The organism is Streptomyces sp. NPDC020192 (genome assembly GCF_044388685.1).
Classification (GTDB): domain Bacteria; phylum Actinomycetota; class Actinomycetes; order Streptomycetales; family Streptomycetaceae; genus Streptomyces.
This window is the reverse complement of the sequence record NZ_JBIRXG010000003.1, coordinates 390,197-412,496: the sequence shown is the minus strand read 5'-3', so window position 1 is coordinate 412,496 and position 22,300 is coordinate 390,197. Positions and strand designations below refer to the sequence as shown.

Below are 22,300 nucleotides of genomic sequence, written 5' to 3'. Positions count from 1 at the left end.
GTCACCTCTCCTTCTGCAGTACGGACAGCGCGGCGATGAGTTCGGCCTGGGGCTCGGGGTGGACGTCCAGGGCGTCGAGCGGGGCGAGGCGCCGCTCGCGTTCGGCGTGCAGGACGCGGTCCACGTGGTCGCCCAGGAGCCGTCCGGCCCGGTCGCGCAGCCGCAGCGCGCCGTGGGCGCCGAGCCGCTCGGCGAGCCCCTCGCCGGCGGTGCGTGCCCGGCGGCCGCCCAGCAGCGCGGTGGCGACCAGCGCGGCGAGGGCCTCCGGATCGGGGGTGGTGGAGCGCTCCAGGTCGCGCGACTCCTCCTCGGCGTACTCCTCCAGCTCGCGCCGCCAGCGCCGTACGGCGAGGCCGATGCGGTGCTCGGCGCTCTCCACGGTGGACTCGCCGGCGGCGAGGGCCGGGTCGGCGCCGGCGGGCTCACGTCGCCAGGCGTCATCGACGCGTTCGTCCGCGGCGGTGACGGAACACAGCAGCAGGGCGACCAGGCTCTCCACGAGCGCGTCGAGGAGTTCCCCGGCGGTGCAGTCCAGCGGGAAGGCCCGCCAGCGTTTGAGGGCGTCCCCGGCGAGTACGGCGCCGGACTGGAGCCTGCCGCGTACGCGCGCGTGCTCGCTGTCGTAGGCGGTGTCGACGGCGGAGGTGAGGCGCAGGGCGGCGGCGTACTGGGCGGCGGCTGCGCCGGCCAGCTCGGGCATGCGGGAGTTGAGCGAGTCGAGCAGGCCGTAGGCGGTACGGGCCATGACCTGCCGGCGGGCGGCGGGCTCCTGGGCGTGCTGGACGAGCCAGTGCTTCAGGGGCGCGACGGCGGTGGCGGGCAGCAGTCCGGCGCCCCAGGCGGACTCGGGCAGTTCGGGCACGGTGAAGCGGGGTACGTCGCCGAGCCCGGCCTTGGTGAGCAGGGCGCCGTACTGCCGGGAGACCTCGGAGACGACCTGGTGGGGAACCCGGTCCAGGACGGTCACGAGGGCGGCGTCGTACTCCTTGGCAGTGCGCAGCAGGTGCCAGGGGACGGCGTCGGCGTAGCGGGCGGCCGTGGTGACCATGATCCAGATGTCGGCGGCGCAGATCAGTTCGGCGGCGAGGACCCGGTTGTCGGCGACGAGGGAGTCGATGTCGGGGGCGTCGAGGAGGGCGAGTCCGCGCGGGAGGGTCTCGGCGGTCTCGAGGCGCAGCACGCGCGCGGGGTTCTCACCGGGGAGCAGGAGGTCGTCCACGGCATCCGGCCGGGGCGACCACGCGCGCGCGAGGTCGGGCAGGACCCGCATCCGGCTGAACCAGTGCTGATCGTCGGGATGGCAGACGAGGACCGGTGTCCGGGTCGTCGGCCGCAGCACGCCGGCCTCGCTGACCTTGCGGCCGACGAGGGAGTTGACGAGCGTCGACTTGCCGGCGCCGGTGGAGCCGCCGACGACGGCCAGCAGGGGCGCCTCGGGTTCTCGTAGCCGGGGTACCAGGTAGTCGTCGAGCTGCGCGAGGAGTTCGTCGCGGTTGGCACGCGCGCGTGGGGCCCCGGCCAGGGGCAGCGGAAAGCGTGCGGCGGCGACACGGTCGCGCAGCGCGGAGAGTGTGTCGAGCAGTTGAGGCCGTACGTCCAAGGTCACCACATGCGAAGAATGCCCAATTTTGAGGGAATTCTGAAGCATATGGACATGTCTGCGCGCCGACGGAACAGAACAGACAGACGGGACTACTGGGGCGCGGGCACAGTCCAGGCATAACGAGTGCACAACACCCGGTGCGTCGGACGCCAAAAGCGGTGCACGATTCGTACCTGCCTGCGATTATCAGGACCGCTTCACCGAACCTCCACATCGAGCCACGGAGGCGAAGCGACAGGGTCGAGGAACAGGGAGCCTTTATCCTTGGTCCCGCCACCAGGCCCCCGTAGCTCAGTGGATAGAGCAGGCGCCTTCTAAGCGCTTGGCCGCAGGTTCGAGTCCTGCCGGGGGCGCCCGAGCCCTCCCTCGGGAGGGCTTTTTGCTGGTCAGAGACGGTTTCACGCGACACAGGTCAGCCCCGGAGACCCCCTTGGTGATCAAGGGCGCGGTCCGGGGCTGTCCGGCTGTCACCGGGTTTTCGCGGGTGGCCGTGTCGAATACGTGTCGAAGTTCTCGACCGGTGGAAGATCAGCCAGCGCCCGGCACCTCCGCCTCAGGAAGGTCGCCCGCGGCTTCCAGCCGCCGTTTGAGATCCGGCAGCTGCCCGTCGACGCATCGGGCGTAGGTCGCCAGGAGCACGGCGACGCTGTTCCCGGCCCACTCGGCCACCTGGGCGGGCGGGATGCCGTCGTTGAGCCACTTCGTCAGACGCGTGTTCCGGTCCCGCCGGACAGGCCGGTGACGCGCCTGCCTTCGCTGACGTGATGGCACGGCTGCGTGTTCCCCGACGGCGTGGACGGCCCCGGACCCGGCCAGCGGCAGTCCTCGCAGACAAGGCGCGTCCGGACGACCTACGAGTTCCTGGCCGACGGCCGGCCGGTGCAGCTGTCGACGAGTTGGGAGCCGTATGACCTCACCGCCGGCACTCTCGTCGTACTCCCCGAGGGAGGGCCGCACGCTGGGGCAGGTGTCGTGAACCGCATGGCCGCGATCGGCGTCACCGTCAGCCACGCCGTGGAGCAGCCGGAGCCGAGGCAGGCGACCGCCGAGGAGGCATCACTCCTGGGCATCCAGAAGGCCGCCCTCGTCACGCACACCCGGCGGACGTACTACAGCGACCAAGGGCGGCCCGTGGAGACGGCGGACATCGTGGTGCCCGCCGCCCACTGCGAGATCGTGTACGAGATCCCGATCAACCGCTAGGATTTGTCCCCGTTTTGACACCCCTTACCGTCGGAGAGACGCTGGAGGGCAGGGGCCGAAGGGGGACGAGCCACGTAGGAGCCTTCCTATGAACGGTCGATGCGTACGCCTGGCGGTGCTGGTCCCCCTGGTGGTGTCGTCGTTGACAGCGGGGGCAGTGGAGCTTGCCGCCTCGCCGGCTGCGGCGGCGTCGCCCACCTGCGGTGTCTCGCGGGCCGACGGTCGGGCGAGCCTGGCGGTCGTCGGCGAGGGCTTCGAGCCGGACAAGGCCGTATTCATCGAGTCCGCGCACGGGGCCCAGGGCACCGAGCGGACGGACGACGGCGGAAACTTCTCCGCGACGATCACCAATGCCAGCGGCACCATCACTGCCCAGCAGGTCGGCGGCCCCGAGGTCAGGTGCGGCACAGCCGAGCAAGGGGGACGCCAGAGCGCCCAGGAGCAGTACGCGGCAGGCTACAAGGCGGGTTACGCGGCCATGAAGAGCGACTGCGACGTGCAGCAGCTGCAGCGCGTCACGGTCAACGCGAACTTCCGGGAAGGGTTCAGGGACGGCGCGGCCGCGGCGGAGAAGAAGTTCTGCGGGGACTAGAGCATGTCTCAGCCGCTGCTCACAGAGCGACTTCTGACATCCACGTCTGACATCACCCCCCCGGGGAAGGGCTTCGTGCTGGTCAGGGCGGGTAGTACTGACCACGACGAAGCCCCGTACGCCCTCTTGATGATCAAGGGCGGAGTGCGGACGGGGGCCCGCTCCCCGTTACGCCTCCGCCTCGGCCTTCACCCCGGCCAGGGTCCGTTCGATGCCGGTGCGCAGCAGGGCGAGGCGGCCGTCGATGATCTGTTCCTCGCGGTCCGGGTACCGCTCGACCGCGTCGTGCATCGGGCCGCGGGCCGCGCCGAAGCGCATGCCGTGGCGAAGGCGGGTGCCGGAGCCGTCCGCGAGGGGTTCCAGGGTGTACGTCCAGACGGCCAGCGGCTCGCCGTGGCGCCGGTCGTTGTAGCGGACGACCTCCCACTCGAAGAGGCGCTGCTCCGACATCTGGGCGACCCGGCTGACGGTACGCCACTCCCCCATCCCGCTGTTGCGGTTGCGGCCGGAGAAGCAGGCGCCGACCGCGGGCCCCTCGGCTCCGTCGAGCCACTCCACCTCCTGCAGTTCCGGGCTGTGCCGGGCCGAGGTGGAGATGTCCGAGACCAGTTCCCACACCCGCTGCGGCGCGGCTTCGATCTCGGTCACGCACTCCACACGGGCATCGGCGAGACGCATCGTTTCTTCCTCCTGGACATGGTGGGTTGATGGGAAAACAGGGGTGGGTCGCGGGGCTCAGGCCGCGGGGTGTTCGCCGGGCGGTGCGGCGCGGGAGGGGTGCTGTCCGGACTTCCAGGCGGCGGCCGCCTCCGCCACGACCGCGGTCGCGATCACGCCATCGGCGACGCGCCACCGGCCCGAGACGGCGGCGAACGGGCCCGGCCGGCGCACCGCGGCCGTGACGCCCCCGGAGGAGCCGTCGCCGTCCACCTGGAAGGCCACCTCCGCCTCCAGGAAGCCGAGTTCGGTGTGGGCCAGCGGGTACCACGCCTTGAAGACCGCCTCCTTCACGCAGAACAGGACGGTCCCCCAGTGCACCCGCGGCCGGCCGCCGGCCAGCATCGCCACATGCGCGCGCTCGGCGGGGCTCGCGACCATCTCCAGCACGTCCGGCGAGAGCGGGGCGTGCGGCTCGGCGTCGATGCCGAGCCCGGCCAGGCCCGCCTCGGGGCGGGCGACCACCGCCGCCCGGTAGCCCGCGCAGTGCGTCATCGAGCCCACGACACCCGCCGGCCAGCGCGGTTCTCCGCGCGGGCCCGGCAGCACGGGCACCGGCGCGTAGCCGAGGACCCGCAGCGCGCGCCGGGCGCACACCCGTACCCCGGCGAAGTCCCGCCGCCGTTTGGCTCCCGCGCCCGCCATCAGCCGTGCCTCGGCGGGCAGCAGCGCTCCCCACCAGTCCTCGTCCCCGTGCCCGAACGTCTCCGCGGCCACCACCCGGGGCGGCAGCAGCGAGGCCATCAATCCCCCTCCCGTGCCTGCGAGTTCAGGAGCGGCGGACACCGGGCGCAGCAGCACGCCTGTCTGCTGGTACGTCGTCATCGCCTCACTCCTTGATCGCGCAGATCGCGGCGTCGGCGGTGAGCGCCACGCCGGGCCGGACCAGGAGATCGACGACCGTACCGGCCTTGTGGGCGGTGATGGGCTGCTCCATCTTCATCGCCTCCAGGACGACGACGAGGTCACCCGCGGCGACCGTCGCGCCCTCCGCCACGGCGACCTTGACGATCGTGCCCTGCATCGGGGACGTCAGCGTGTCGCCCGAGACGGCGGAGCCCGCCCTGCGGCCACCGGGGCGGCGCCTGACCTGGCGCGCGCCTCCTGGTGCCGTACGCGCCCTCGGCACGCCCAGCGACGCGGGGACCCGGACCTCGATCCGCCGGCCACCGACCTCGACCGCGAGGGTCTCGCGACCGTCCGGCCCTTCCTCCCCGCCCTCCGCCGCGGGGACGAAGGGCTCGATGTCGTTGCCGAACTCGGTCTCGATCCAGCGGGTGTGCACCGTGAACGGGCCGTCCGAGCCCGTGAGTTCGGGGGCGAACGCCGGGTCCTTCACCACCGCGCGGTGGAAGGGGAGCGCCGTCGCCATGCCCTCGACCCGGAACTCGGCGAGCGCCCGGCGGGCCCGCTCCAGGGCCTCCTTGCGGGTACGGCCCGTCACGATCAGCTTGGCCAGAAGCGAGTCCCACGCCGGACCGATGACGCTGCCGGACTCCACGCCCGCGTCCAGGCGGACACCGGGGCCCGTCGGCGGATCCCACCGGGTGACCGTGCCGGGAGCGGGCAGGAAGTTACGGCCCGGATCCTCGCCGTTGACGCGGAACTCGAAGGAGTGGCCGCGCAGGGGCGGATCGTCGTAGCCGAGTTCCTCGCCCGCGGCGATGCGCAGCTGCTCACGGACCAGGTCGATGCCCGCGACCTCCTCGGTCACCGGATGCTCCACCTGGAGCCGGGTGTTGACCTCCAGGAAGGAGATCGTGCCGTCCTGCCCGACCAGGAACTCACAGGTGCCGGCGCCGACGTAGCCGGCCTCGCGCAGGATCGCCTTGGAGGCGGCGTACAGCTGCTCGTTCTGCGCGTCGGTCAGGAACGGCGCCGGGGCCTCCTCCACCAGCTTCTGGTGCCGGCGTTGCAGCGAGCAGTCACGCGTCGACACGACGACCACGTTGCCGTACCGGTCCGCCAGGCACTGGGTCTCCACGTGCCGGGGGCGGTCCAGGTAGCGCTCCACGAAGCACTCGCCCCGGCCGAAGGCGGCCACCGCCTCACGCACCGCCGACTCGTACAGCTCCGGCACTTCCTCCAGGGTGCGGGCGACCTTCAGACCGCGTCCGCCACCTCCGAAGGCCGCCTTGATCGCGATCGGCAGACCGTGCTGCCCGGCGAACGCCACGACCTCCTCGGCGCCGCCCACCGGGTCCGGCGTACCGGCCACCAGCGGGGCACCGGCGCGTTGCGCGATGTGCCGGGCGGCGACCTTGTCACCCAGGGCGCGGATCGCCTGCGGGGGCGAGCCGATCCAGGTCAGGCCCGCATCCAGGACGGCCTGGGCGAACTCCGCGTTCTCGGAGAGGAAGCCGTAGCCGGGGTGGACCGCGTCCGCGCCGGACTCGCGTGCCACGCGCAGGACCTCGTCCATGCGGAGATAACTGGTCGCCGGGGTGTCACCGCCCAGGGCGAAGGCCTCGTCGGCCGCGCGGACGTGCAGCGCGTCCCGGTCGGGCTCGGCGTACACGGCGACGGAGGTGATCCCCGCGTCCCGGCAGGCCCGGGCGACCCGGACCGCGATCTCGCCGCGGTTGGCGATCAGTACCCTGCGTATCGCGCCGCCCCCGGTGAGCGTGGCCTCAGTCGATTCCGCGCTGGATGTGGGGCTCATCGCCACCGTCCTCCTCCCCTGCCAGCAGCGCCTGCGGCGGCGCGGGCCGCCCCGTGGGCTGGATCGGCGTTCCGGCCATGTCCATCTCCTCCAACTCCCCTTCCATGTCGGTCACTTGTCTCCTCCGGCTAGCGCCGCCAGCTGACCGGGCGGTACGACGCGTGGCGCTCCGGGCGGTCCCACAGGGGGACGGGCGGGGCGGCGGGGGTGCCCGCGCCGGCGATCACGGCCCGGGAGAGCAACGCCACGGTCAGGGCCGCGAGTTCGTCGTCGGAGGGCAGGCCGCGTTCCACGCGGACCAGAGGGGCCGGGGCGGTGTGCTCGATGGCTGTGGTCACCTGGATCAGCTCCGTTCGGGTGGGTGCGGGGTCACTGGGGCGGGTTGCCGTGCTTGCGCGAGGGCAGGTCGGCGTGCTTGGTCCGCAGCATCGCCAGGGACCGGATGAGCACCTCGCGGGTCTCGGCGGGGTCGATCACGTCGTCGACCAGGCCGCGCTCGGCCGCGTAGTAGGGGTGCATCAGCTCGGCCTTGTACTCCTTGACCATGCGGGCCCGCATGGCCTCGGGGTCGTCGGCGCCGGCGATCTGGCGCCGGAAGATCACGTTCGCGGCACCCTCGGCGCCCATCACCGCGATCTCGTTGGTGGGCCAGGCGTACGACAGGTCGGCGCCCACGGAACGGGAGTCCATGACGATGTACGCGCCGCCGTAGGCCTTGCGCAGGATGAGCTGGATGCGCGGGACGGTGGCGTTGCAGTACGCGTACAGCAGCTTGGCGCCGTGCCGGATGATGCCGCCGTGCTCCTGGTCGACGCCCGGCAGGAAGCCGGGGACGTCGAGGAGCGTCACGAGCGGGATGTTGAAGGCGTCGCACATCTGGACGAAGCGGGCGGCCTTCTCGGACGCGTTGATGTCGAGGACGCCGGCCAGCGACTGGGGCTGGTTGGCCACGATGCCGACGGTCTGGCCGTCGAGGCGGGCCAGGGCGACGATGACGTTGCCGGCCCAACGCTCGTGGATCTCGAGGTACTCGCCGTCGTCGACGAGCGACTCGATCACCGCGCGCATGTCGTAGGGGCGGTTGCCGTCGGCGGGCACCAGGTCGAGGAGTTCGTCGCAGCGGCGGTCGGCCGGATCGTCGGCCGTCGCGGCCGGGGGCCTCTCCCGGTTGTTCTGCGGGAGCAGCGACAGCAGATAGCGGACCTCGGCGAGACAGGTCTCCTCGTCGTCGTACGCGAAGTGGCACACGCCGGAGGTCTCCGCGTGGACGTCGGCCCCGCCGAGCCCGTTCTGGCTGATCTCCTCGCCGGTCACGGCCTTGACCACGTCCGGGCCGGTGATGAACATCTGGGACGTCTCACGGACCATGAACACGAAGTCCGTCAGGGCCGGCGAGTAGGCCGCACCGCCCGCGCACGGGCCCAGCATCACGCTGATCTGCGGGATCACTCCGGACGCCCTGGTGTTGCGCTGGAAGATGCCGCCGTACCCGGCGAGGGCGGTGACACCCTCCTGGATACGGGCGCCCGCACCGTCGTTCAGGGACACCAGGGGCGCGCCCGACGCGATGGCCATGTCCATGATCTTGTGGATCTTCTCGGCGTGCGCCTCACCGAGCGCGCCGCCGAAGATCCGGAAGTCGTGCGCGTACACGAAGACCGTACGGCCTTCCACCGTGCCCCAGCCGGTGATGACACCGTCCGTGTGCGGCTTCTTCGCCTCCAGGCCGAACCCGGTGGCCCGGTGCCGGCGCAGCTGCTCGACCTCCTGGAAGGACCCCGGGTCCAGCAGCAGCTCGATGCGCTCCCGCGCCGTCAACTTGCCCTTGTCACGCTGGCGTTGGGTGGCAGCCGGGTCCGGGCCCTCGGTGATCTCGCGCCTGAGGCTCGTCAGCTCCTCGACACCACTACGCATCAGGTCCTCCCCCGTCGTTCTTCTCCGTGGTCGTCATCGCGCGCCCACCAGCACGGGCTCAGCGGTCGTGGCGGCCTCGACCAGGACGCGGTCGAGGTCCTCCGGGACGCCCAGGGCGACGGCGCGTGCCTCGGGGCGGGCCCGCTGGAGCAGGCGGGTGAGCGGACCCGCCGGCGCCAGCTCGATGTGCAGCGCGTCGGGGGCATGGCGGGCGATCGCCCGCGCGCACAGGTCCCAGCGGACCGGCGAGGTGATCTGGGTGATCAGCCGGCGGCGCAGGTCCTCCGGGCCGGCGAGCAGCGCGCCGTCGCCGTTGCCCAGCAGCGCCGAGGCCGGTTCCGTGATCCGGACTCCCTCGATCGCGCGGGCGAACCGCGCCACCGCCGGCGCCATGGCCTCGGTGTGGAAGGCACCGGCGACGGCGAGCGGCGAGACCCGGGTGCCCGGCGGCGGGGCGTCGGCGAGGGCCTCGACCAGGTCGGCCGGTCCCGCCGCCACGAACTGGTGGCTGCCGTTGAAGTTGGCCACCGTCAGGCCCACCGCGGCGACCGCGGCGACGATCTCCTCGTCCGAGGCGGGGTTCCGCTTGGACGGCATCACCGCGGCCATGCCGGTCGGCGCCACCGCGCAGGCCGCCGACATCGCCGCGCCGCGCACCCGGGCGAGGGCGACCGCGTCCCGCGGGCTGAGGCAGCCCGCGCCCGCCGCGGCGGCCAGCTCGCCGACCGAGTGGCCCGCGAAGAGCACCTCGCCCGCGCCCGACGGCAGCCTGTCGCGGAGCAGTTGGTGCGCCAGCAGGGACGCGGCGACGATCAGGGGCTGGGCGTAGGCCGTGTCGGCCAGCAGGACCTCGTCACGGCCGGCCTCGACCAGGTCGAAGCCCGCGGCCCGCGACCAGTCGGCGACGAGGGCGGGTGCCCCGGGGACGGCGTCCAGCCAGGGATCGAGCATCCCGGGCCGCTGGACTCCCTGTCCCGGGGCGGTCACGACGTAGTGGTACACCACCGAATCCTCCGTTTCGCAGATCTCGTAGCTGTCAGCTGCCGCTGTCCGCTGGGCCCTCGAACGAGTCGGCGGGGCGCAGCAGGGTGATGGCACGTTCGACTTCGAGGACGGTGCGGCCGTCCCCGGCCCGGGACACTCCGGAGAACGTGGCCGTCTCCTCGTCCCGGTCGATCAACTCCACGGAGTGCACGAGCAGTTCACCGGCCTGTACGGCGTCGGTGACCCGCACCCCGCGCGCCGACCCGAAGATCAGCAGCTGGCGGTCGCCCGGGTCGGACTCGCGCATCAGGAGCAGCCCGCAGGCCTGGAGGAACGACTCCAGGGTGAGGCTGGCGGGGAACCGGCCCGGCCGGGAGCGGCCCAGGTGGGCGTCCAGCTCGTGGTAGGTCACGGCCTTCGTGGCCTCGAGGGCGCCCGGCGTGTGCCGGACGATCCGGTCGACCTGGAGGGCCGGGTAGCCGTAGGGCAGCAGGTCCCCGGGGTCGGGCAGCGCCGGGTTCTCGGTCCGCGTCGTCATGTCCGGCTCCTCCACGTCGCGGTGATGCGGGCGAGGCGCTGACCGCCGCTGCTGCACACCGCCTTGGTGACCAGGGCCGTACGGTCTCCGCTGACCGCGACCTCGAACACCACCGCGTCGCCGGCCAGCGCCGGGCGGCTGAAGCGGACCGAGCCGAGCTCCACCAGCTCGATACCTCCCAGGGCGCCGTCGAGGTGCAGTTCGAGCATCTGCTGGAGGCTCTCGATCAGGAACACACCGGGATACACCGTCAGGGACGGGAAGTGCCCGGCGAGATAGGGGTCGGCGGTGGTGACGGTCTTGCGGCCGATGAAGCCTCCCTCGACCGCCTCGACGTCGTCCACGGCCACCAGCGGCATCCGGCGCGCGTCGGACCGTACGGGAATCGTCGTCGCGCTCATCACACGCCCATGCCGACGCCGCCGCCGATCGGGATCGAGGCGCCGGTGATGAACCCGGCGTCCTCGGAGACGAGGAAGGAGACCAGGGCGGCCACCTCCTCGGGCCGGCCGGTGCGGCGCAGCGCCGTCTGGGAGACGATCTCCTTGCGCCGCCGGTCGGACAGCTCGGCGATCATGTCGGTCTCGATCAGGCCCGGCAGGACGACGTTGGAGGTGATCCCGGCGCGTCCGAGTTCCCAGGCGAGCGAGCGGGCGACGCCGATCAGGCCGCTCTTGGAGGCCGAGTAGTTGACCTGGCCGGGCGAGCCCCACAGCGCGACGATGGAGGAGACGAAGACCAGGCGGCCCCACTTGTTGGCCATCATGTCCGGCACGGTCTCGCGGGCCACGTTGATGGAGCCGGTGAGGTTGGTGTCGAGGACCTCCTGGACGCCCTCCTGGGTCTGGGTGAGCAGCAGGCCGTCGTTCATGATGCCGGCGCAGTTCACGACGATGTCGATCTCGCCGACGATCTCGCGGGCCTGCTCCACCGCCGTGCGCACCGACTCCGGGTCGCGGACGTCGCACTGGACGAAGGAGACGCCCTCGAGGTCGGGCCGGGTGGTGCGGGCGGTGCCGACGACGCGGTAGCCCTGCTTGTTCAGATCGCTCGCGATCGCCGCGCCGATGCCCCGGCTGGCTCCCGTGACGAACACCGATCGACTGGTCATCAGGCTGCTCCTTGGTGTGATACGAGGTGTTGGGGTGCGCCGGAGCGCACGATCGAGTCGATCCGCTCGATGGCGGCACGCGTGGACCCTCCGCCGCCGAGCACGCCCACCCAGCCCGCGCGCCGCGCGCCGGCGACGTTGTCGTCCAGGTCGTCGACGAGGACGTTGGACTCGGGGGGCACGCCGGAGCGGGACTCGGCGTGGCGGAACATCCCGGCGTCGGGTTTGCGGGCCTGGAGGTCGCAGGAGAGCAGGACCTCGTCGAACAGCCCGTCCCAGTCGAGGAAGTCCGCGAAGTGGTCCTTCCAGTCGACGGGGAGGTTGGAGATCACGCCCACGAAGGCGCCCGCCTGCCGCCATGAGCGCAGGGCGGCGAGCCACTCGGGGTCGATCCGGCGGTCGCTCCACCACTCGGTGCCGAGGCCGGACAGATCCGCCGCCACGCCGAACCGGGCGGACAGCTCCCGCTCGATCTGAGCCGTCCACTGGCGCTCGGAGAGGATCCCGGAGTCCAGTACGGCCATCCCGTCCGGGCTGCCGTGACGGTCGGCGAGGGCGCGCAGGCACTGCCCGAGCTGTTCGGGGGTGAACGGCTTGCCCTCGCAGTAGGCGCGCAGTCCCTCCCGCAGCGGCGGGGTCAGCACCCCGCGGAAGTCGGTCCAGATCGCGGTCCTCATCGCGCCCGCCCCTCACCGGCGGGGGCGGGGGCCAGCGCGAGAGACATCCGGGTGACGACCAGGTCGTCCTGGACGCAGTTCACGTCGACCCACCGCTCGCCGTGCCGGGCCACGAGCCGGATCGGCGCGTCGAGTTCGGCGAAGTTGTCGAAGGTGGCGCGCACCGCGGTGACCAGGTGCCCGGCGGGGTCCGGCGTGCCGGACAGCGCCAGCTGCCGGCCGGCCTCGATGAGCACCATCGCCGGATAGTGGTCGTAGTCGTGGTCGAAGAGGCTGGCGTTGGCGAAGTCCGGGGCGAGGTCCGCGACCAGGGTGCCTCCCTCGGACCGTACGCCGGCGATCGCCACGTTGGCGGCCTCGGTACGGCCCACGCTCTCCGGCGAGCCGAGGGCCGGCCGGGGGCCGGCGCCGGAGCGCAGGCCCGCGGTGGTCGGCGCGGCCGAGCCGCCCCGCTGGTAGGCCCGCAGCTCCGGGTAGCGGCCCTTGGGCAGGCCCTGCACCGCCATCGACGTACGTACGACGGTGCGGCCCGAACTGTCCGTGCCGCGCTGGTCGTACGTGATCTGCTTCGGCGAGCCGTCGCCGCGCAACCGGAGTTCCCCGAACTCCGACAGGATCGTCAACTCATCCTTGAGGAGCGCCAGTTGCTCGGCGTCGGTGATCTCCATCTCGATCGAGTTGAAGAAGAACGCGATGTCGGGCGAGAGGTCCTCGAACTCGTGCGCCGCGCTGAGCGCCGCCTGCCGGCAGGCCTCGATCAGCAGCAGGGCGTCCAGCCAGTGCGTTCCGGGGTGGTCGCGGTAGTACGGGCTGAGGGCCGTCGTGACCGTCGTACCGCCGTATCCGCCGTCCCCGGCCCGCCAGGGCGGCGAGACCAGGATCTCCTGCTCGTTGGCGCGGTGGACCAGCTCCCGGCGAACCCGGGCGGGGGCGGTCAGGGCGCTCATGCGCGCTCCTCGATGGTGAGCACGGCCGCGGCCACCGCCCCGGATTCGTCGATCCCGGTGAGGAGCACGCCGGTGCCGGGCCGGCCGAGGGCCACCGCGGCGGCGAGCTGCATGGCGCCGAGCGCGCCGCCGCACTCGCCGACCGCGGCCCGCACGTCCACGCGCTCGGCGTCGAAGCCGTCGAGGGCCGACTCCTCGGCGCTCTGCAGGGCCGTTCCGACGTTTCCGGGCAGGACCAGGCCGATGGTGGTGCCCGCGGCCTCGGCGGCCGTCCGCGCTCGGTCGGCCGCGCGGCGCAGCGCGGCGGTGTAGCCGGCCTGGGTGCGGTCCGGGGCGAACATCACCTCGCAGGCCGTCACCGTGGCCACGGCCGGCGGTGCGTCCGCTCCGGCGGGTTCGAGGGCGACCAGGGCGGCGCCCTCGCCGATGAGGACGGACTCCTGGACCTCCTTCTTCAGCCGGATCCCCCACGCGGTGTGCGGGGACAGCTCCTCGACACCGCCGACGAGCATCCGCCCGGCGTGCCCGCAGCGGATCAGCCGGGCCGCGTAGCGCAGCGCGGACAGGGCGCTGACCGTGCCGTTGGCCAGGGTGGAGTTCGGGCCGCGGAAGCTGTGCCAGATCGCTATCTGGCTGGCGCAGCAGTTCATCGTGGTGTTGGGGAAGACCGCCGGGTTGACGAGGTCGGTGCCCTTGCCCTCGATGATGTCGATGTCCAGGTCGACGCTGCTGCGCAGGCTGCCGACGACCGTGCCCATGGCGATCCCGGTGGACTCCCAGGAGGAGTCGGGGATCTCGGCCCGCTCGCTCAGCGACCGCTTGAGCAGGGTGGCGGCGGCGAGGCCGAGTTTCGTGGTGCGGTCGAGGTTCTTCGTGCCCTTGCGCGGCACATAGTCGGTGATCGTGAAGTCCGGCACGGCCGCGACCTGGCCGGGCAGGCCCTCGTAGGCGGCGGTGTCCTCGGCGGGGGCGCCGCCGGGGGCCGCGCCCGGCTCACGGAGCCGGGCGCGCAGGGCGTCCAGGCCGACACCGGCCGCGGACAGCACCGACACATCGGAGATCTGGAGTTCTGCTGCCGCGCTCATCGCGGTCCCTCCCCCGCACCGACGGGCTCGCCGTCGGCATAGGCGCCGAAAATGGTGATGGCGTTGTTGCCGCCGAAGGCGAAGCCGTGGTTCTGCGCGACGCGCACCGCGGCTCCCTTGGCACCGTTGCCGACGAAGTCGATGCCCTCGCCGAACGCCGGGTCGACGGTGCGCAGGTTGATGGTGGGCGGCAGGAAGGCGTCCTCGATCGCCTTGCAGCAGGCGATCGCGCCGAATCCGCTGGCCGCGCCCATCGTGTGGCCCAGCATCGACTTGATGGAGCTCATCGGCGGGTGCTCGTCGCCGAACACCAGCCGGGTCGCGGTGACCTCGGTGATGTCGTTGGTCGGCGTGCCGGTGCCGTGGGCGCAGATGTAGTCGACGTCCTCGGCGACGATGCCCGAGTTGGTGTGTGCCCGCCGGATGCAGGTGGCGATGGACTCCGCGTCCGGGTGGACGATGTGGTGGGCGTCGCAGCTGAGCCCGTAGCCGAGGAGTTCGGCGTAGATGTGGGCGCCGCGCCGCCGGGCGTGCTCCAGTTCCTCCAGGACCAGCACCGCGCCGCCCTCGGCGGTGACGATGCCCGAACGGTCCTGGTCGAACGGCCGGGGCACCCCGTCGGCCACCGCGCCGAGGCTGAGGAACCCGGCGTGGGTGAAGCGGTTCACGCTGTCCGCGCCGCCGGCCACCATCACGTCGGCCTCACCGGCGATGATCTTGTCGGCGGCGCTGCCGATGGCGTAGTTGGCGGCCGAGCACGCCGTCGGGATGACGACGGTCTCGCCGTACAGGCCGAGTTCCGTGGCCGCGGCGGCGGCGATGTTGCCGGCCGGGACCCGGCGGGCCACGTCGGCGGAGAGGGTGCTGGGGCCGCCGTCCAGCCACTGGTGGGTCAGGGTGTCGACGGAGGGCGCCTCGCCGTTGGTGGTGCCGATGATCGCGCCCGCCGTCGCCCTGGTCTCCTCGTCGAGGTCGAGTCCGGAGTCGTCCAGCGCGAGCCGGGCCGCGGCGGCCGCGAAGTGGGCCGTACGTCCCCAGTCGTCGAGGTCGATGTTCTTCACGATCGAGGCGGGGTCGAAGCCGTGCACCTCGCCGGCCAGCCGGACCGGGAAGTCACCGGCGTCGAAGGAGTCGATCTCGGAGACTCCGCTGAGACCGGCCTTGATGCCCTCGGTGAACTCCTCGACGCCGGTGCCGATGCTGCTCACACATCCCATGCCGGTGACGACGACCCGGCGTGCCGGGCGCGTCACTGGTCGCCGCCCTTGCCGTCACGGATGTCGATGACGCGCTGCACGAGCAGCTCGACGGTGCGCAGGTCGACGGCCTGCTCGCGGGGCACCCGGATGCCCAGCTGCTTGTTGACGCGGGCCAGGACCTGGATCAGGCCGAGGGAGTCGGCGCCGTAGAACTCGATCAGGTCGGCGGCGCCGTCGACCTCGTCGGCCTCGACGTCCAGCTCCAGCTCGTCGACGATGATGTCGAGGGTGGTCTCGCGGATGGTCTCGTCGGAAACAAAAGCAGTAGTCATTTTTCTTTTTCCTTCTGGGAGATGTGTCTTCTTCTTGGACGGGTGGGTCAGGCGACGGACTCCAGCACCAGGCAGGACCAGGTGTAGCCGCCGCCCGCGTTCACGACGACGGTGATGTCGCCGGGTTCCAGGGCGTGTTCGTCGCGGGTGTCCTCGATGTTCGCGCCGACGTCGGCGACGCCCAGGTGGGCGGTCCGGTCGCCCCACCAGACCAGCTTCTCCGCGCCGAAGAGCGGGGCGAGCTGGGCCCGGTAGACGGTCTCGAAGATCTTGCCGCTGAGCCGGGGCACCGAGACGACGCGGATACGGCTCTCGGTGCCGTCGAGTCCGGCGTCCTGAAGGGCCTGGCGCACGCATCCCGTGAGGGCCTCACGGGAGCGGCCCATGAACCCCTCCATGCCGTACTGCGTGAGGTACGCCTTCTTGGCCGCCTTCAGATCCACCCGGCCGCCGTCCCGCAGCGCGGGTCCGGGGGTCGCGGTGTATCCGGCCCGGTTCATCTCCTCGAGCTCGGGGGCCGCCTTGCTGGCGATGGAGACGATACGGAACGCGTTCCGCGCGGCCGGCTCCCGCGAGACCAGCATCGCGGTGCCCGCGTCGCCGTGCACGCAGCCGTAGTTGAGGTTCCAGCGGTCGACCTGCGGGAACTGCATGGCGTCGGCCGCCGTGACGGCGCCGGTCCGGATCGCGTCGTCGGCCCGCATCGCCCGGACGGTGAGTTCGAGCGCCGCCATGGGCGCGTTGCACCCCTGCGAGAGATTCATCGGGACGGCGCCCAGGGCGCCGGTCTGGTGCGCGACGTAGTGCGCCGCGCTCCAGATGTCGAAGCCCTGGTGCCACCAGCCGCAGTGGATCAGCAGGTCCACGTCCGAGGCGTCCGTGCCGGTCGACTTGAGCGACTGGCGCAGGGCTTCTACGGCCATGTCGGCGGCCGGCGCTTCCGCGTCGAACACGGGCACGTCCGGGTTGCCGATGGTCTCGTCGACGTCGCGGACCAGCCCTTGCGCCAGTGCCTCGGCCACCGGGACGCGCGTGGCGGGATAGGACACCGCGCAGCCGTTGAGGTACAGGTCGCCGATGAACATGTCAGTCCCCGGTCTTCTGGGTGAGGGCCGCGCCGCCGAAGAGGAGGAGCAGGGCGCCGACCACGAGGTAGGCCGCGGTCACGGTGACGAACCCGAGGTTCATGTCGCCGCCGGCGGCGAAGCTGATGAACACCTGGCCCAGGACCGCCGTGCCGACGGCGACCGAGGTCTGCTGGGTGGTCGACATGATCCCGCTGCCCGCGCCGGCCTGGTCCGGCGGCAGGGCGGTGAGGATCGTACGGAACACCGGCGGGATGAACAGCCCGTTGCCGACACCGATGAGGAACATCGCGACGACCAGCTCGTAGAAGTGCACGTGCGGCCACCACGCCTTGGCGGCGACGATCAGCAGGGCCAGACCGGCGACGAGGAAGCCGCCGCCGACGTTCACGGTGCGCATGCCGAACGTGCCCATGACCTTCGGCGCCCGTAGCGAGCCCAGGAAGGCGCCCACGGCCAGCGGGGCCACCGTCAGACCCGACTCCACCGCGCTCATGCCGTTGCCGTCCTGGAGCGCGAGCGGGACCGCGAAGGAGAAGCCGCTGAAGACCAGGAAGCCGGAGCCGAGGACGAGCAGACCGCGGTTGACCGGACGCAGCCGGACCAGGGACGGCGGGATCAGCGGGGTGCGCCCCTGCTGCTCCAGCTTGCGCTCGTAGCGCCACAGTACGACGCCGGCGACCACCGCGAGCGCGATCAGCGCCCAGCACCACACCGCCCAGTGCACCTGCCGGCCGATGCTCAGCGGGATCAGCAGCGCGAGCACGCCGACGCCGAGGAGGACCGTGCCGCCGAGGTCCATGGGCTGGTTGGCGGCGGCCTTGGTGTCGGGCACCTGGGCCTTGGCGCCGATCAGGGCCAGGATGCCCAGCGGCACGTTCACCAGGAAGATGGGCCGCCATTCCAGGCCCGCGATGTTCGCCCAGACGAGGACGCCGCCGAGCAGCTGGCCGGCCGCGGCCGACAGGCCGCCGATCGCGCCGTACAGGCCGATGGCGCGGGTCTTGGCCGAGTCGGCCAGGGAGGTCTGGATCGTGGAGAGCGCCTGCGGGAGCAGGAAGGCCGCCGATCCGCCCTGCAGGACCCGGGCCACGATCAGGGAGTCGATGTTCGGTGCCAGCCCGCAGGCCAGCGAGGTCAGGGTGAACGCCGTGACGCCGACCTGCAACAGGCGCCGGCGGCCGTAGCGGTCACCGAGTTTGCCGCCCAGCACCAGAAGGATGGCGTAGGCGATGACATAGCCGCTGACCACGAACTGCGACACCGAGGCGTCGGTGTGCAGGGTCGACTGGATCGACGGCAGGGCGACGTTGACGATCGACGCGTCGATCATCGTCAGGGCCGCGGCGACCAGGACGATGGTCAGTCCCAGCGTGCCCATGGTCGATTGCGTCTGGCGTGGGGGGGCTTTCGACACCACGGTCGACATGAGGAATTCCTTTTCTTGGGGGGATGAGAGCTAGAGACGGTCTCCGCTGGCGGCGGCGAGATGTTCGCGCAGCCGCGGACTCATGGCGTAGGCCTCCTGTTTGGCGAGGTCGAACATCACCATCCGGCTGACGGCCTTGACGCTCACCTGCCGGGAGTTGTCCAGGATCCGGAAATTGAACTCGAAGCTGGACCGCCGCACATTCGAGGTCCACACCTCGACGTTGACCGGGTCGAGCGAGTACTGGAGCGGACGCAGATATCCGATCTCATGCGCCGCGACGACCGCGGTCTCCCCGTCGAAGACCCCGCTCGACATGAGCCATCTCATGCGGGCTTCTTCGATGATCCGGACGACTTCACAGTTGTTGACGTGACCGTAGGAATCCATGTCGCCCCATCTGAGCGGGATCTCCACGGGCAGCGATTTCGTGCTCATCGGCAGGCCTGGTAGACGAACTGCCGCAGGCGGTTGGTGACCGGCAGCGTCCGGGACGGGAACAGCTGCGGGGAGACCAGGGCGGCGACACCGGACGCGGGGTCGACGAAGAAGTTGGCGCTGCTCATCGAGAGCCAGAAGTACTCGCCCTGACGGGTCAGCAGATGGGTCTCGCGCGGCGACTCGACCGTCATGAAGCCCAGTCCGAAGCCGGCGCCGGGCATCAGCTCGTTGACGGCGGGCACCGCCCAGTTGCCGAATCCGCCCAGCGTGATGTTCCCCGGCAGGTGGTTGCCGCGGATCGACTCGACGGTCAGCGGCGACAGGTAGAAGTCGGAGCCGCCGGCGATCCTGCCGCCCGCCGCCAGCATGCCGAGGAACTTCATGTAGTCGGCGACCGTGGTGTAGATACCGCCGCCGCCCGACAGGAAGACCGGCTCCTCGGTGGGGTAGGCGCTCGCCTGCGGGTTGTGCTCGATGCCGCCGTCGGCGGTGGGGCTGTAGATCTCGGCGTAACGGTCCTTGTTCCGCGGGTCCACGCGGAAGCCGGAGTCCTTCAGGCCCAGCGGCTCGAAGAACGACTCGCGCATGAAGACGTCGAGGCGCTTGCCGGAGACCACCTCGATGACCCGGCCCAGGACGTCGGTGCTCACGCCGTAGTTCCAGCCCGTGCCCGGCTGGAACCGCAGCGGGAAGGAGGCCCACGCGTCGACGGCCTCGGCGAGGCTCGTGCCGGCCGGGGGCTCGACCGTGTAGCCCTGGCCCACGTACAGGGTGTCCACGGCGTGCGACTGGTGGGCGCCGTAGCCCAGGCCCGCGGTGTGGGTCAGCAGGTGCCACATCCGGATGGGCTCCAGCAGGCCCTCGGTGACCGGGGCCGCGGGGAGTCCGGTGCGGTAGACGCGCTGGTCACGGAAGGCCGGCAGATAGTCCGCCAGCGGGTCGTTCAGACCCACCAGGCCGTCCTCCACGAGCTTCATGAAGGCCACCGAGGTCATCGGCTTGCTCAGCGACCAGGTACGGAAGATGCTGTCCGCCGTCATCGGAATTCCCTCGGCTATGTTCGCCATTCCGCCGGAGGACTCGTACTTCACCTCTCCGTGCTGTGAAACCATCGCCGAGTATCCGGGAATCCTTCCCTCGGCTGTCAGCCGGCCGAAGTACTTTCCCAGACCGTCCAGACGATCCGCCCTGAGTTCCATGTCTTCTCATTTCCTTTCCGTGGACCGGGAATTGTGTTCTCGACCGCGAGCTCTACATTACGAGGGGTTCGGGCCCCCTGGCCGGGAACTGCACCCTAGGGTGCAGTGGAAATCTCGTTGATCATTTCTGCTAGCCTTCCGGCCCGAACTCAACAGCTCTGGGGGGGAACATGCGGAACATGACCGAGACCCGTGCCGCGCTGATACTCGTCGACCTGCAGCACTGGATCCTGGGAATGCACCCGTGGGAACCGACGCCCGCCCCGGCGCTCGTCGATGCCTGTGCCCGGCTGCGGACGGGCTTCACCGATGTGGTGCTGGTCCGTCACCTGCATGCCGACGGCTCCGGCGGCGGGCCCGAGGCCCCCGCCAACCAGCTGCACGAGCTGATCGCACCGGGACCGGACGACCTGCTGGTCGTCAAGCACGGCCTCGACGCGTTCGAGGGGACGGATCTGGATGCGCGGCTGGCCGCGCTGGGGATCACCGACGTGGTGATCGCCGGCCTGTCGACGGCGCACGGCGTCGCCGCCACGGCCCGGACGGCGCTGGCATCGGGCTACCGGGTCACCCTGGTCTCCGATGCCACCGCCACGGTCTCGGCCGCCGAACAGGACCGGGTCCTCGGTCGGTTCGCCCGCGCGGGTGCCGCGGTGCGCACGACCGAGGAGGTCCTCGCCGGGCTCGTCACTGGTAGCTGACGGCGGTCGGCCGGACCACGTACACCACGCGGTCCCTGACGTCCGAGGGCAGCCGGCCGCCCAGCTCCCTGCTGTAGCGGTCGGCCAGTTCGACGAAGAACGCGCCGGAGGAGTCGTCGTCGACGCGCTCGACGACACCGCGGATCTCCAGATAGCGGTACGGCTCCTCCGGATCGTTGATGGACACCGCGACCCGCGGATCGGCCGTCACGTTCCGGTACTTGAAGCGGGTCCGGGTACTCGTGAACCGCAGATGGGTGCCGTCCCAGGAACACCACATCGGATTCACCTGCGGACCGCCCTGGCCCGCCCGCGTCGTCGCCAGGTGGGCGAAGAGCGGCCGCTCCAGCAGGTCGCGGTGACTTTCGGGTATGAGACTCATCAAGTGCCTTTGTTTCAGGGTGAGTTGGGAAAGCGATCCGGGGGCGGCATCAGCGCGCCGGGCCGAACCAGGTCGTCAGCGCGTGCGGCAGCTCCACGTCGGTCGGGGCGGCCCACGCCACATAGCCGTCGGGGCGCACCAGCACCGCGTCCACGCCGTCCAGGCGCGCGTCCGCGTGCCGCGCCGGTACGAGGTCCACGCGGTCGGCCCAGCCGGCCGCGGCGGTACGCAGCGCGGGGTCCTCGGTCAGGTCGAGCAGGACGCCCCGGCCGGAGTGCAGCAGCCGGGACACCCGGGTGTCGCCGTCGGAGGTCTTGAGGTCCGCGTCCGGCATCCGCGCCCCGGTCAGCGGGTGGGCGCCGGCGATGGGGTAGCGCACGTCGAGCGCGCTGACCAGGCCGGTCAGCCGGCGGTTGACCTCCTCGACGCGGATCAGCTCGGCGAACAGCTCCCGCAGCGCGTCCACCGCGTGCCCGGGGCGGCTCAGCGCGACCTGTGCGTGGGTGTTCTGCAGCACGCGCGCGCCGACCGGGTGGCGCTCGGTGTGGTAGCTGTCCAGCAGGTCCTCGCCCGTCTGTCCGCGGACGGCGGCGGCCAGCTTCCAGCCGAGGTTCACCGCGTCCTGCACCCCGAGGTTCAGGCCCTGTCCGCCGGACGGGTTGTGGATGTGCGCGGCGTCCCCGGCCAGGAACACCCGGCCCACCCGGTAGCGGTCGGCCTGCCGGGCGGCGTCACCGAACCGGGAGACCCAGATCGCGTCGCGCATGCCGTGGTCGGTGCCGGCGATCCGCCGGAAGGTGGCCCTGAACTCGTCGAAGGTCACCGGGACGTCCGGGTCGGCCACCGTGTCGTACTCGATGGTCATCGCCCGGTACATGCCCGGCTGGTACTCCAGCACCCCGGCCTGTCCGCCCGGGTGCCGGGCCAGCAGCGCCGGCGTGGCCGGGGGTTCGTCGAGGCTGACGTCGGCGATCGTCGCGGTGAGCGTGGCCGGGGTGCCGGGGAAGTCCACGCCGAGCAGCAGGCGCACGGTGCTGCGGCTGCCGTCGCAGCCGACCAGGTAGCGGGCCCGCAGCGGCGCCCCGCCGGCCACCTCGATGTCGACGCCGTCGGCGTCCTGGGCGAGGCCCGTGACCTCGGTGCCGTACCGGATCTCCACGCCCAGTTCGGCGGCGCGCTCGGCGAGCAGCCGTTCGGTGTGCGCCTGCGGGATGAGCAGCATGTACGGGTGCCGCGTGGCGGAGGCGTCGAACTCCAGTGGCCGCAGCCCGGCGAAGTGCGTGGTGGGCGCCCGCTTGTGCCCCTCCAGGAAGCGCTCCGCGATGCCGCGCTGGTCGAGCACCTCCAGGGTCCGCGCGTGCATGCCCAGCGCCTTCGAGTGCGGCACGCGCTCGGTGAGCCGTTCCAGCACCAGTACGTCCACTCCGGCCAGCCGCAGCTCGCACGCCAGCATCAGTCCCACCGGGCCGCCGCCCGCGATGACCACGTCCGTCATGGCC

At 71.7% G+C, this 22,300-nt stretch carries 25 protein-coding genes, 1 tRNA gene and 2 pseudogenes; 5 read left to right on the top strand and 23 right to left on the bottom strand.

The window, feature by feature from the left end; genetic code table 11:
• Window position 1: 1 nt before the first annotated feature.
• Entirely contained in the window at window positions 2-1,609 is a 1,608-nt protein-coding gene (locus ACH47Z_RS09025) for a dynamin family protein (RefSeq protein WP_399072110.1), read from the bottom strand.
• A 274-nt stretch (window positions 1,610-1,883) separates the two neighbouring features.
• On the opposite strand from ACH47Z_RS09025, the gene ACH47Z_RS09020 reads away from it, so the two are divergent.
• Window positions 1,884-1,956 (top strand) — tRNA-Arg (locus ACH47Z_RS09020).
• A gap of 175 nt (window positions 1,957-2,131) precedes the next feature.
• Here ACH47Z_RS09020 and ACH47Z_RS09015 read toward each other — a convergent pair.
• Window positions 2,132-2,374, bottom strand: coding sequence for a hypothetical protein (locus ACH47Z_RS09015; protein ID WP_399072108.1), 243 nt, complete (start codon window positions 2,372-2,374; stop codon window positions 2,132-2,134).
• Between ACH47Z_RS09015 and ACH47Z_RS09010 the strand changes: the two are divergent.
• The 3 genes and pseudogenes from ACH47Z_RS09010 to ACH47Z_RS09000 form a co-directional block, all read left to right on the top strand.
• Window positions 2,329-2,442: pseudogene (locus ACH47Z_RS09010) on the top strand (IS5/IS1182 family transposase); the annotation flags it as partial. The gene ACH47Z_RS09015 and the pseudogene ACH47Z_RS09010 overlap by 46 nt on opposite strands.
• A gap of 1 nt (window position 2,443) precedes the next feature.
• Window positions 2,444-2,806 (top strand): annotated as a pseudogene (locus tag ACH47Z_RS09005) (UTRA domain-containing protein); the annotation flags it as partial.
• Window positions 2,807-2,894: 88 nt separating this feature from the next.
• Complete coding sequence (locus ACH47Z_RS09000) at window positions 2,895-3,398, top strand: hypothetical protein (protein ID WP_399072106.1); 504 nt, start codon at window positions 2,895-2,897, stop codon at window positions 3,396-3,398.
• A gap of 168 nt (window positions 3,399-3,566) precedes the next feature.
• Here ACH47Z_RS09000 and ACH47Z_RS08995 read toward each other — a convergent pair whose 3' ends face one another.
• From ACH47Z_RS08995 to ACH47Z_RS08905, 19 genes are all read right to left on the bottom strand, one after another.
• On the bottom strand, window positions 3,567-4,076 hold the full coding sequence (locus ACH47Z_RS08995; protein ID WP_399072104.1) for an SRPBCC family protein: 510 nt from the start codon (window positions 4,074-4,076) through the stop codon (window positions 3,567-3,569).
• Between the two features lie 57 nt (window positions 4,077-4,133).
• A complete protein-coding gene (locus ACH47Z_RS08990; RefSeq protein WP_399072102.1) occupies window positions 4,134-4,940 on the bottom strand; it encodes a 4'-phosphopantetheinyl transferase in 807 nt (268 codons plus the stop codon).
• A gap of 4 nt (window positions 4,941-4,944) precedes the next feature.
• Window positions 4,945-6,720, bottom strand: coding sequence for a biotin carboxylase N-terminal domain-containing protein (locus ACH47Z_RS08985; protein WP_399072338.1), 1,776 nt, complete (start codon window positions 6,718-6,720; stop codon window positions 4,945-4,947).
• A gap of 25 nt (window positions 6,721-6,745) precedes the next feature.
• Complete coding sequence (locus ACH47Z_RS08980) at window positions 6,746-6,892, bottom strand: hypothetical protein (RefSeq protein WP_399072100.1); 147 nt, start codon at window positions 6,890-6,892, stop codon at window positions 6,746-6,748.
• A gap of 13 nt (window positions 6,893-6,905) precedes the next feature.
• Window positions 6,906-7,115 carry an acyl-CoA carboxylase subunit epsilon gene (locus ACH47Z_RS08975; protein ID WP_399072098.1) on the bottom strand — a complete coding sequence of 70 codons (210 nt, stop codon included), beginning with the start codon at window positions 7,113-7,115 and terminating at the stop codon, window positions 6,906-6,908.
• Window positions 7,116-7,146: 31 nt separating this feature from the next.
• The gene (locus tag ACH47Z_RS08970; RefSeq protein WP_399072096.1) at window positions 7,147-8,691 is read right to left on the bottom strand and encodes an acyl-CoA carboxylase subunit beta; all 1,545 of its coding nucleotides are present in this window, start codon (window positions 8,689-8,691) and stop codon (window positions 7,147-7,149) included.
• A 33-nt stretch (window positions 8,692-8,724) separates the two neighbouring features.
• Window positions 8,725-9,693, bottom strand: coding sequence for an ACP S-malonyltransferase (locus tag ACH47Z_RS08965; RefSeq protein WP_399072094.1), 969 nt, complete (start codon window positions 9,691-9,693; stop codon window positions 8,725-8,727).
• Window positions 9,694-9,727: 34 nt separating this feature from the next.
• Entirely contained in the window at window positions 9,728-10,213 is a 486-nt protein-coding gene (locus ACH47Z_RS08960) for a 3-hydroxyacyl-ACP dehydratase FabZ family protein (protein ID WP_399072092.1), read from the bottom strand.
• Window positions 10,210-10,614 carry a hypothetical protein gene (locus ACH47Z_RS08955; RefSeq protein ID WP_399072090.1) on the bottom strand — a complete coding sequence of 135 codons (405 nt, stop codon included), beginning with the start codon at window positions 10,612-10,614 and terminating at the stop codon, window positions 10,210-10,212. The genes ACH47Z_RS08960 and ACH47Z_RS08955 overlap by 4 nt, the downstream gene beginning before the upstream one ends.
• Window positions 10,614-11,324 (bottom strand): SDR family oxidoreductase, encoded by a 711-nt coding sequence (locus ACH47Z_RS08950; RefSeq protein WP_399072088.1) that lies wholly within the window; start codon window positions 11,322-11,324, stop codon window positions 10,614-10,616. The genes ACH47Z_RS08955 and ACH47Z_RS08950 overlap by 1 nt, the downstream gene beginning before the upstream one ends.
• Window positions 11,324-12,001 (bottom strand): HAD-IA family hydrolase, encoded by a 678-nt coding sequence (locus ACH47Z_RS08945; RefSeq protein WP_399072085.1) that lies wholly within the window; start codon window positions 11,999-12,001, stop codon window positions 11,324-11,326. The genes ACH47Z_RS08950 and ACH47Z_RS08945 overlap by 1 nt, the downstream gene beginning before the upstream one ends.
• Complete coding sequence (locus ACH47Z_RS08940) at window positions 11,998-12,948, bottom strand: AfsA-related hotdog domain-containing protein (RefSeq protein ID WP_399072082.1); 951 nt, start codon at window positions 12,946-12,948, stop codon at window positions 11,998-12,000. Before ACH47Z_RS08940 ends, ACH47Z_RS08945 begins: the two co-directional genes overlap by 4 nt.
• Entirely contained in the window at window positions 12,945-14,033 is a 1,089-nt protein-coding gene (locus tag ACH47Z_RS08935) for a beta-ketoacyl synthase N-terminal-like domain-containing protein (RefSeq protein ID WP_399072080.1), read from the bottom strand. Before ACH47Z_RS08935 ends, ACH47Z_RS08940 begins: the two co-directional genes overlap by 4 nt.
• Window positions 14,030-15,286, bottom strand: coding sequence for a beta-ketoacyl-[acyl-carrier-protein] synthase family protein (locus ACH47Z_RS08930; RefSeq protein ID WP_399072077.1), 1,257 nt, complete (start codon window positions 15,284-15,286; stop codon window positions 14,030-14,032). Before ACH47Z_RS08930 ends, ACH47Z_RS08935 begins: the two co-directional genes overlap by 4 nt.
• The gene (locus ACH47Z_RS08925; RefSeq protein ID WP_399072075.1) at window positions 15,283-15,564 is read right to left on the bottom strand and encodes an acyl carrier protein; all 282 of its coding nucleotides are present in this window, start codon (window positions 15,562-15,564) and stop codon (window positions 15,283-15,285) included. The genes ACH47Z_RS08930 and ACH47Z_RS08925 overlap by 4 nt, the downstream gene beginning before the upstream one ends.
• A 47-nt stretch (window positions 15,565-15,611) precedes the next feature.
• Window positions 15,612-16,649 carry a ketoacyl-ACP synthase III family protein gene (locus ACH47Z_RS08920; RefSeq protein WP_399072073.1) on the bottom strand — a complete coding sequence of 346 codons (1,038 nt, stop codon included), beginning with the start codon at window positions 16,647-16,649 and terminating at the stop codon, window positions 15,612-15,614.
• A 1-nt stretch (window position 16,650) separates the two neighbouring features.
• The gene (locus ACH47Z_RS08915) at window positions 16,651-18,030 is read right to left on the bottom strand and encodes an MFS transporter (protein ID WP_399072071.1); all 1,380 of its coding nucleotides are present in this window, start codon (window positions 18,028-18,030) and stop codon (window positions 16,651-16,653) included.
• Between the two features lie 78 nt (window positions 18,031-18,108).
• A complete protein-coding gene (locus ACH47Z_RS08910; protein ID WP_399072069.1) occupies window positions 18,109-18,516 on the bottom strand; it encodes an acyl-CoA thioesterase in 408 nt (135 codons plus the stop codon).
• On the bottom strand, window positions 18,513-19,718 hold the full coding sequence (locus tag ACH47Z_RS08905; RefSeq protein ID WP_399072067.1) for a serine hydrolase domain-containing protein: 1,206 nt from the start codon (window positions 19,716-19,718) through the stop codon (window positions 18,513-18,515). The genes ACH47Z_RS08910 and ACH47Z_RS08905 overlap by 4 nt, the downstream gene beginning before the upstream one ends.
• A 179-nt stretch (window positions 19,719-19,897) precedes the next feature.
• Here ACH47Z_RS08905 and ACH47Z_RS08900 point away from each other — a divergent pair, with 179 nt between their 5' ends.
• A complete protein-coding gene (locus ACH47Z_RS08900) occupies window positions 19,898-20,419 on the top strand; it encodes a cysteine hydrolase family protein (protein ID WP_399072066.1) in 522 nt (173 codons plus the stop codon).
• On the opposite strand, the gene ACH47Z_RS08895 is transcribed toward ACH47Z_RS08900, so the two are convergent.
• A complete protein-coding gene (locus ACH47Z_RS08895; protein WP_399072064.1) occupies window positions 20,406-20,801 on the bottom strand; it encodes a PPOX class F420-dependent oxidoreductase in 396 nt (131 codons plus the stop codon). The two genes, ACH47Z_RS08900 and ACH47Z_RS08895, sit on opposite strands and share 14 nt — an antisense overlap.
• A 49-nt stretch (window positions 20,802-20,850) precedes the next feature.
• Entirely contained in the window at window positions 20,851-22,296 is a 1,446-nt protein-coding gene (locus ACH47Z_RS08890) for an FAD-dependent monooxygenase (RefSeq protein ID WP_399072061.1), read from the bottom strand.
• Window positions 22,297-22,300 lie beyond the last annotated feature (4 nt).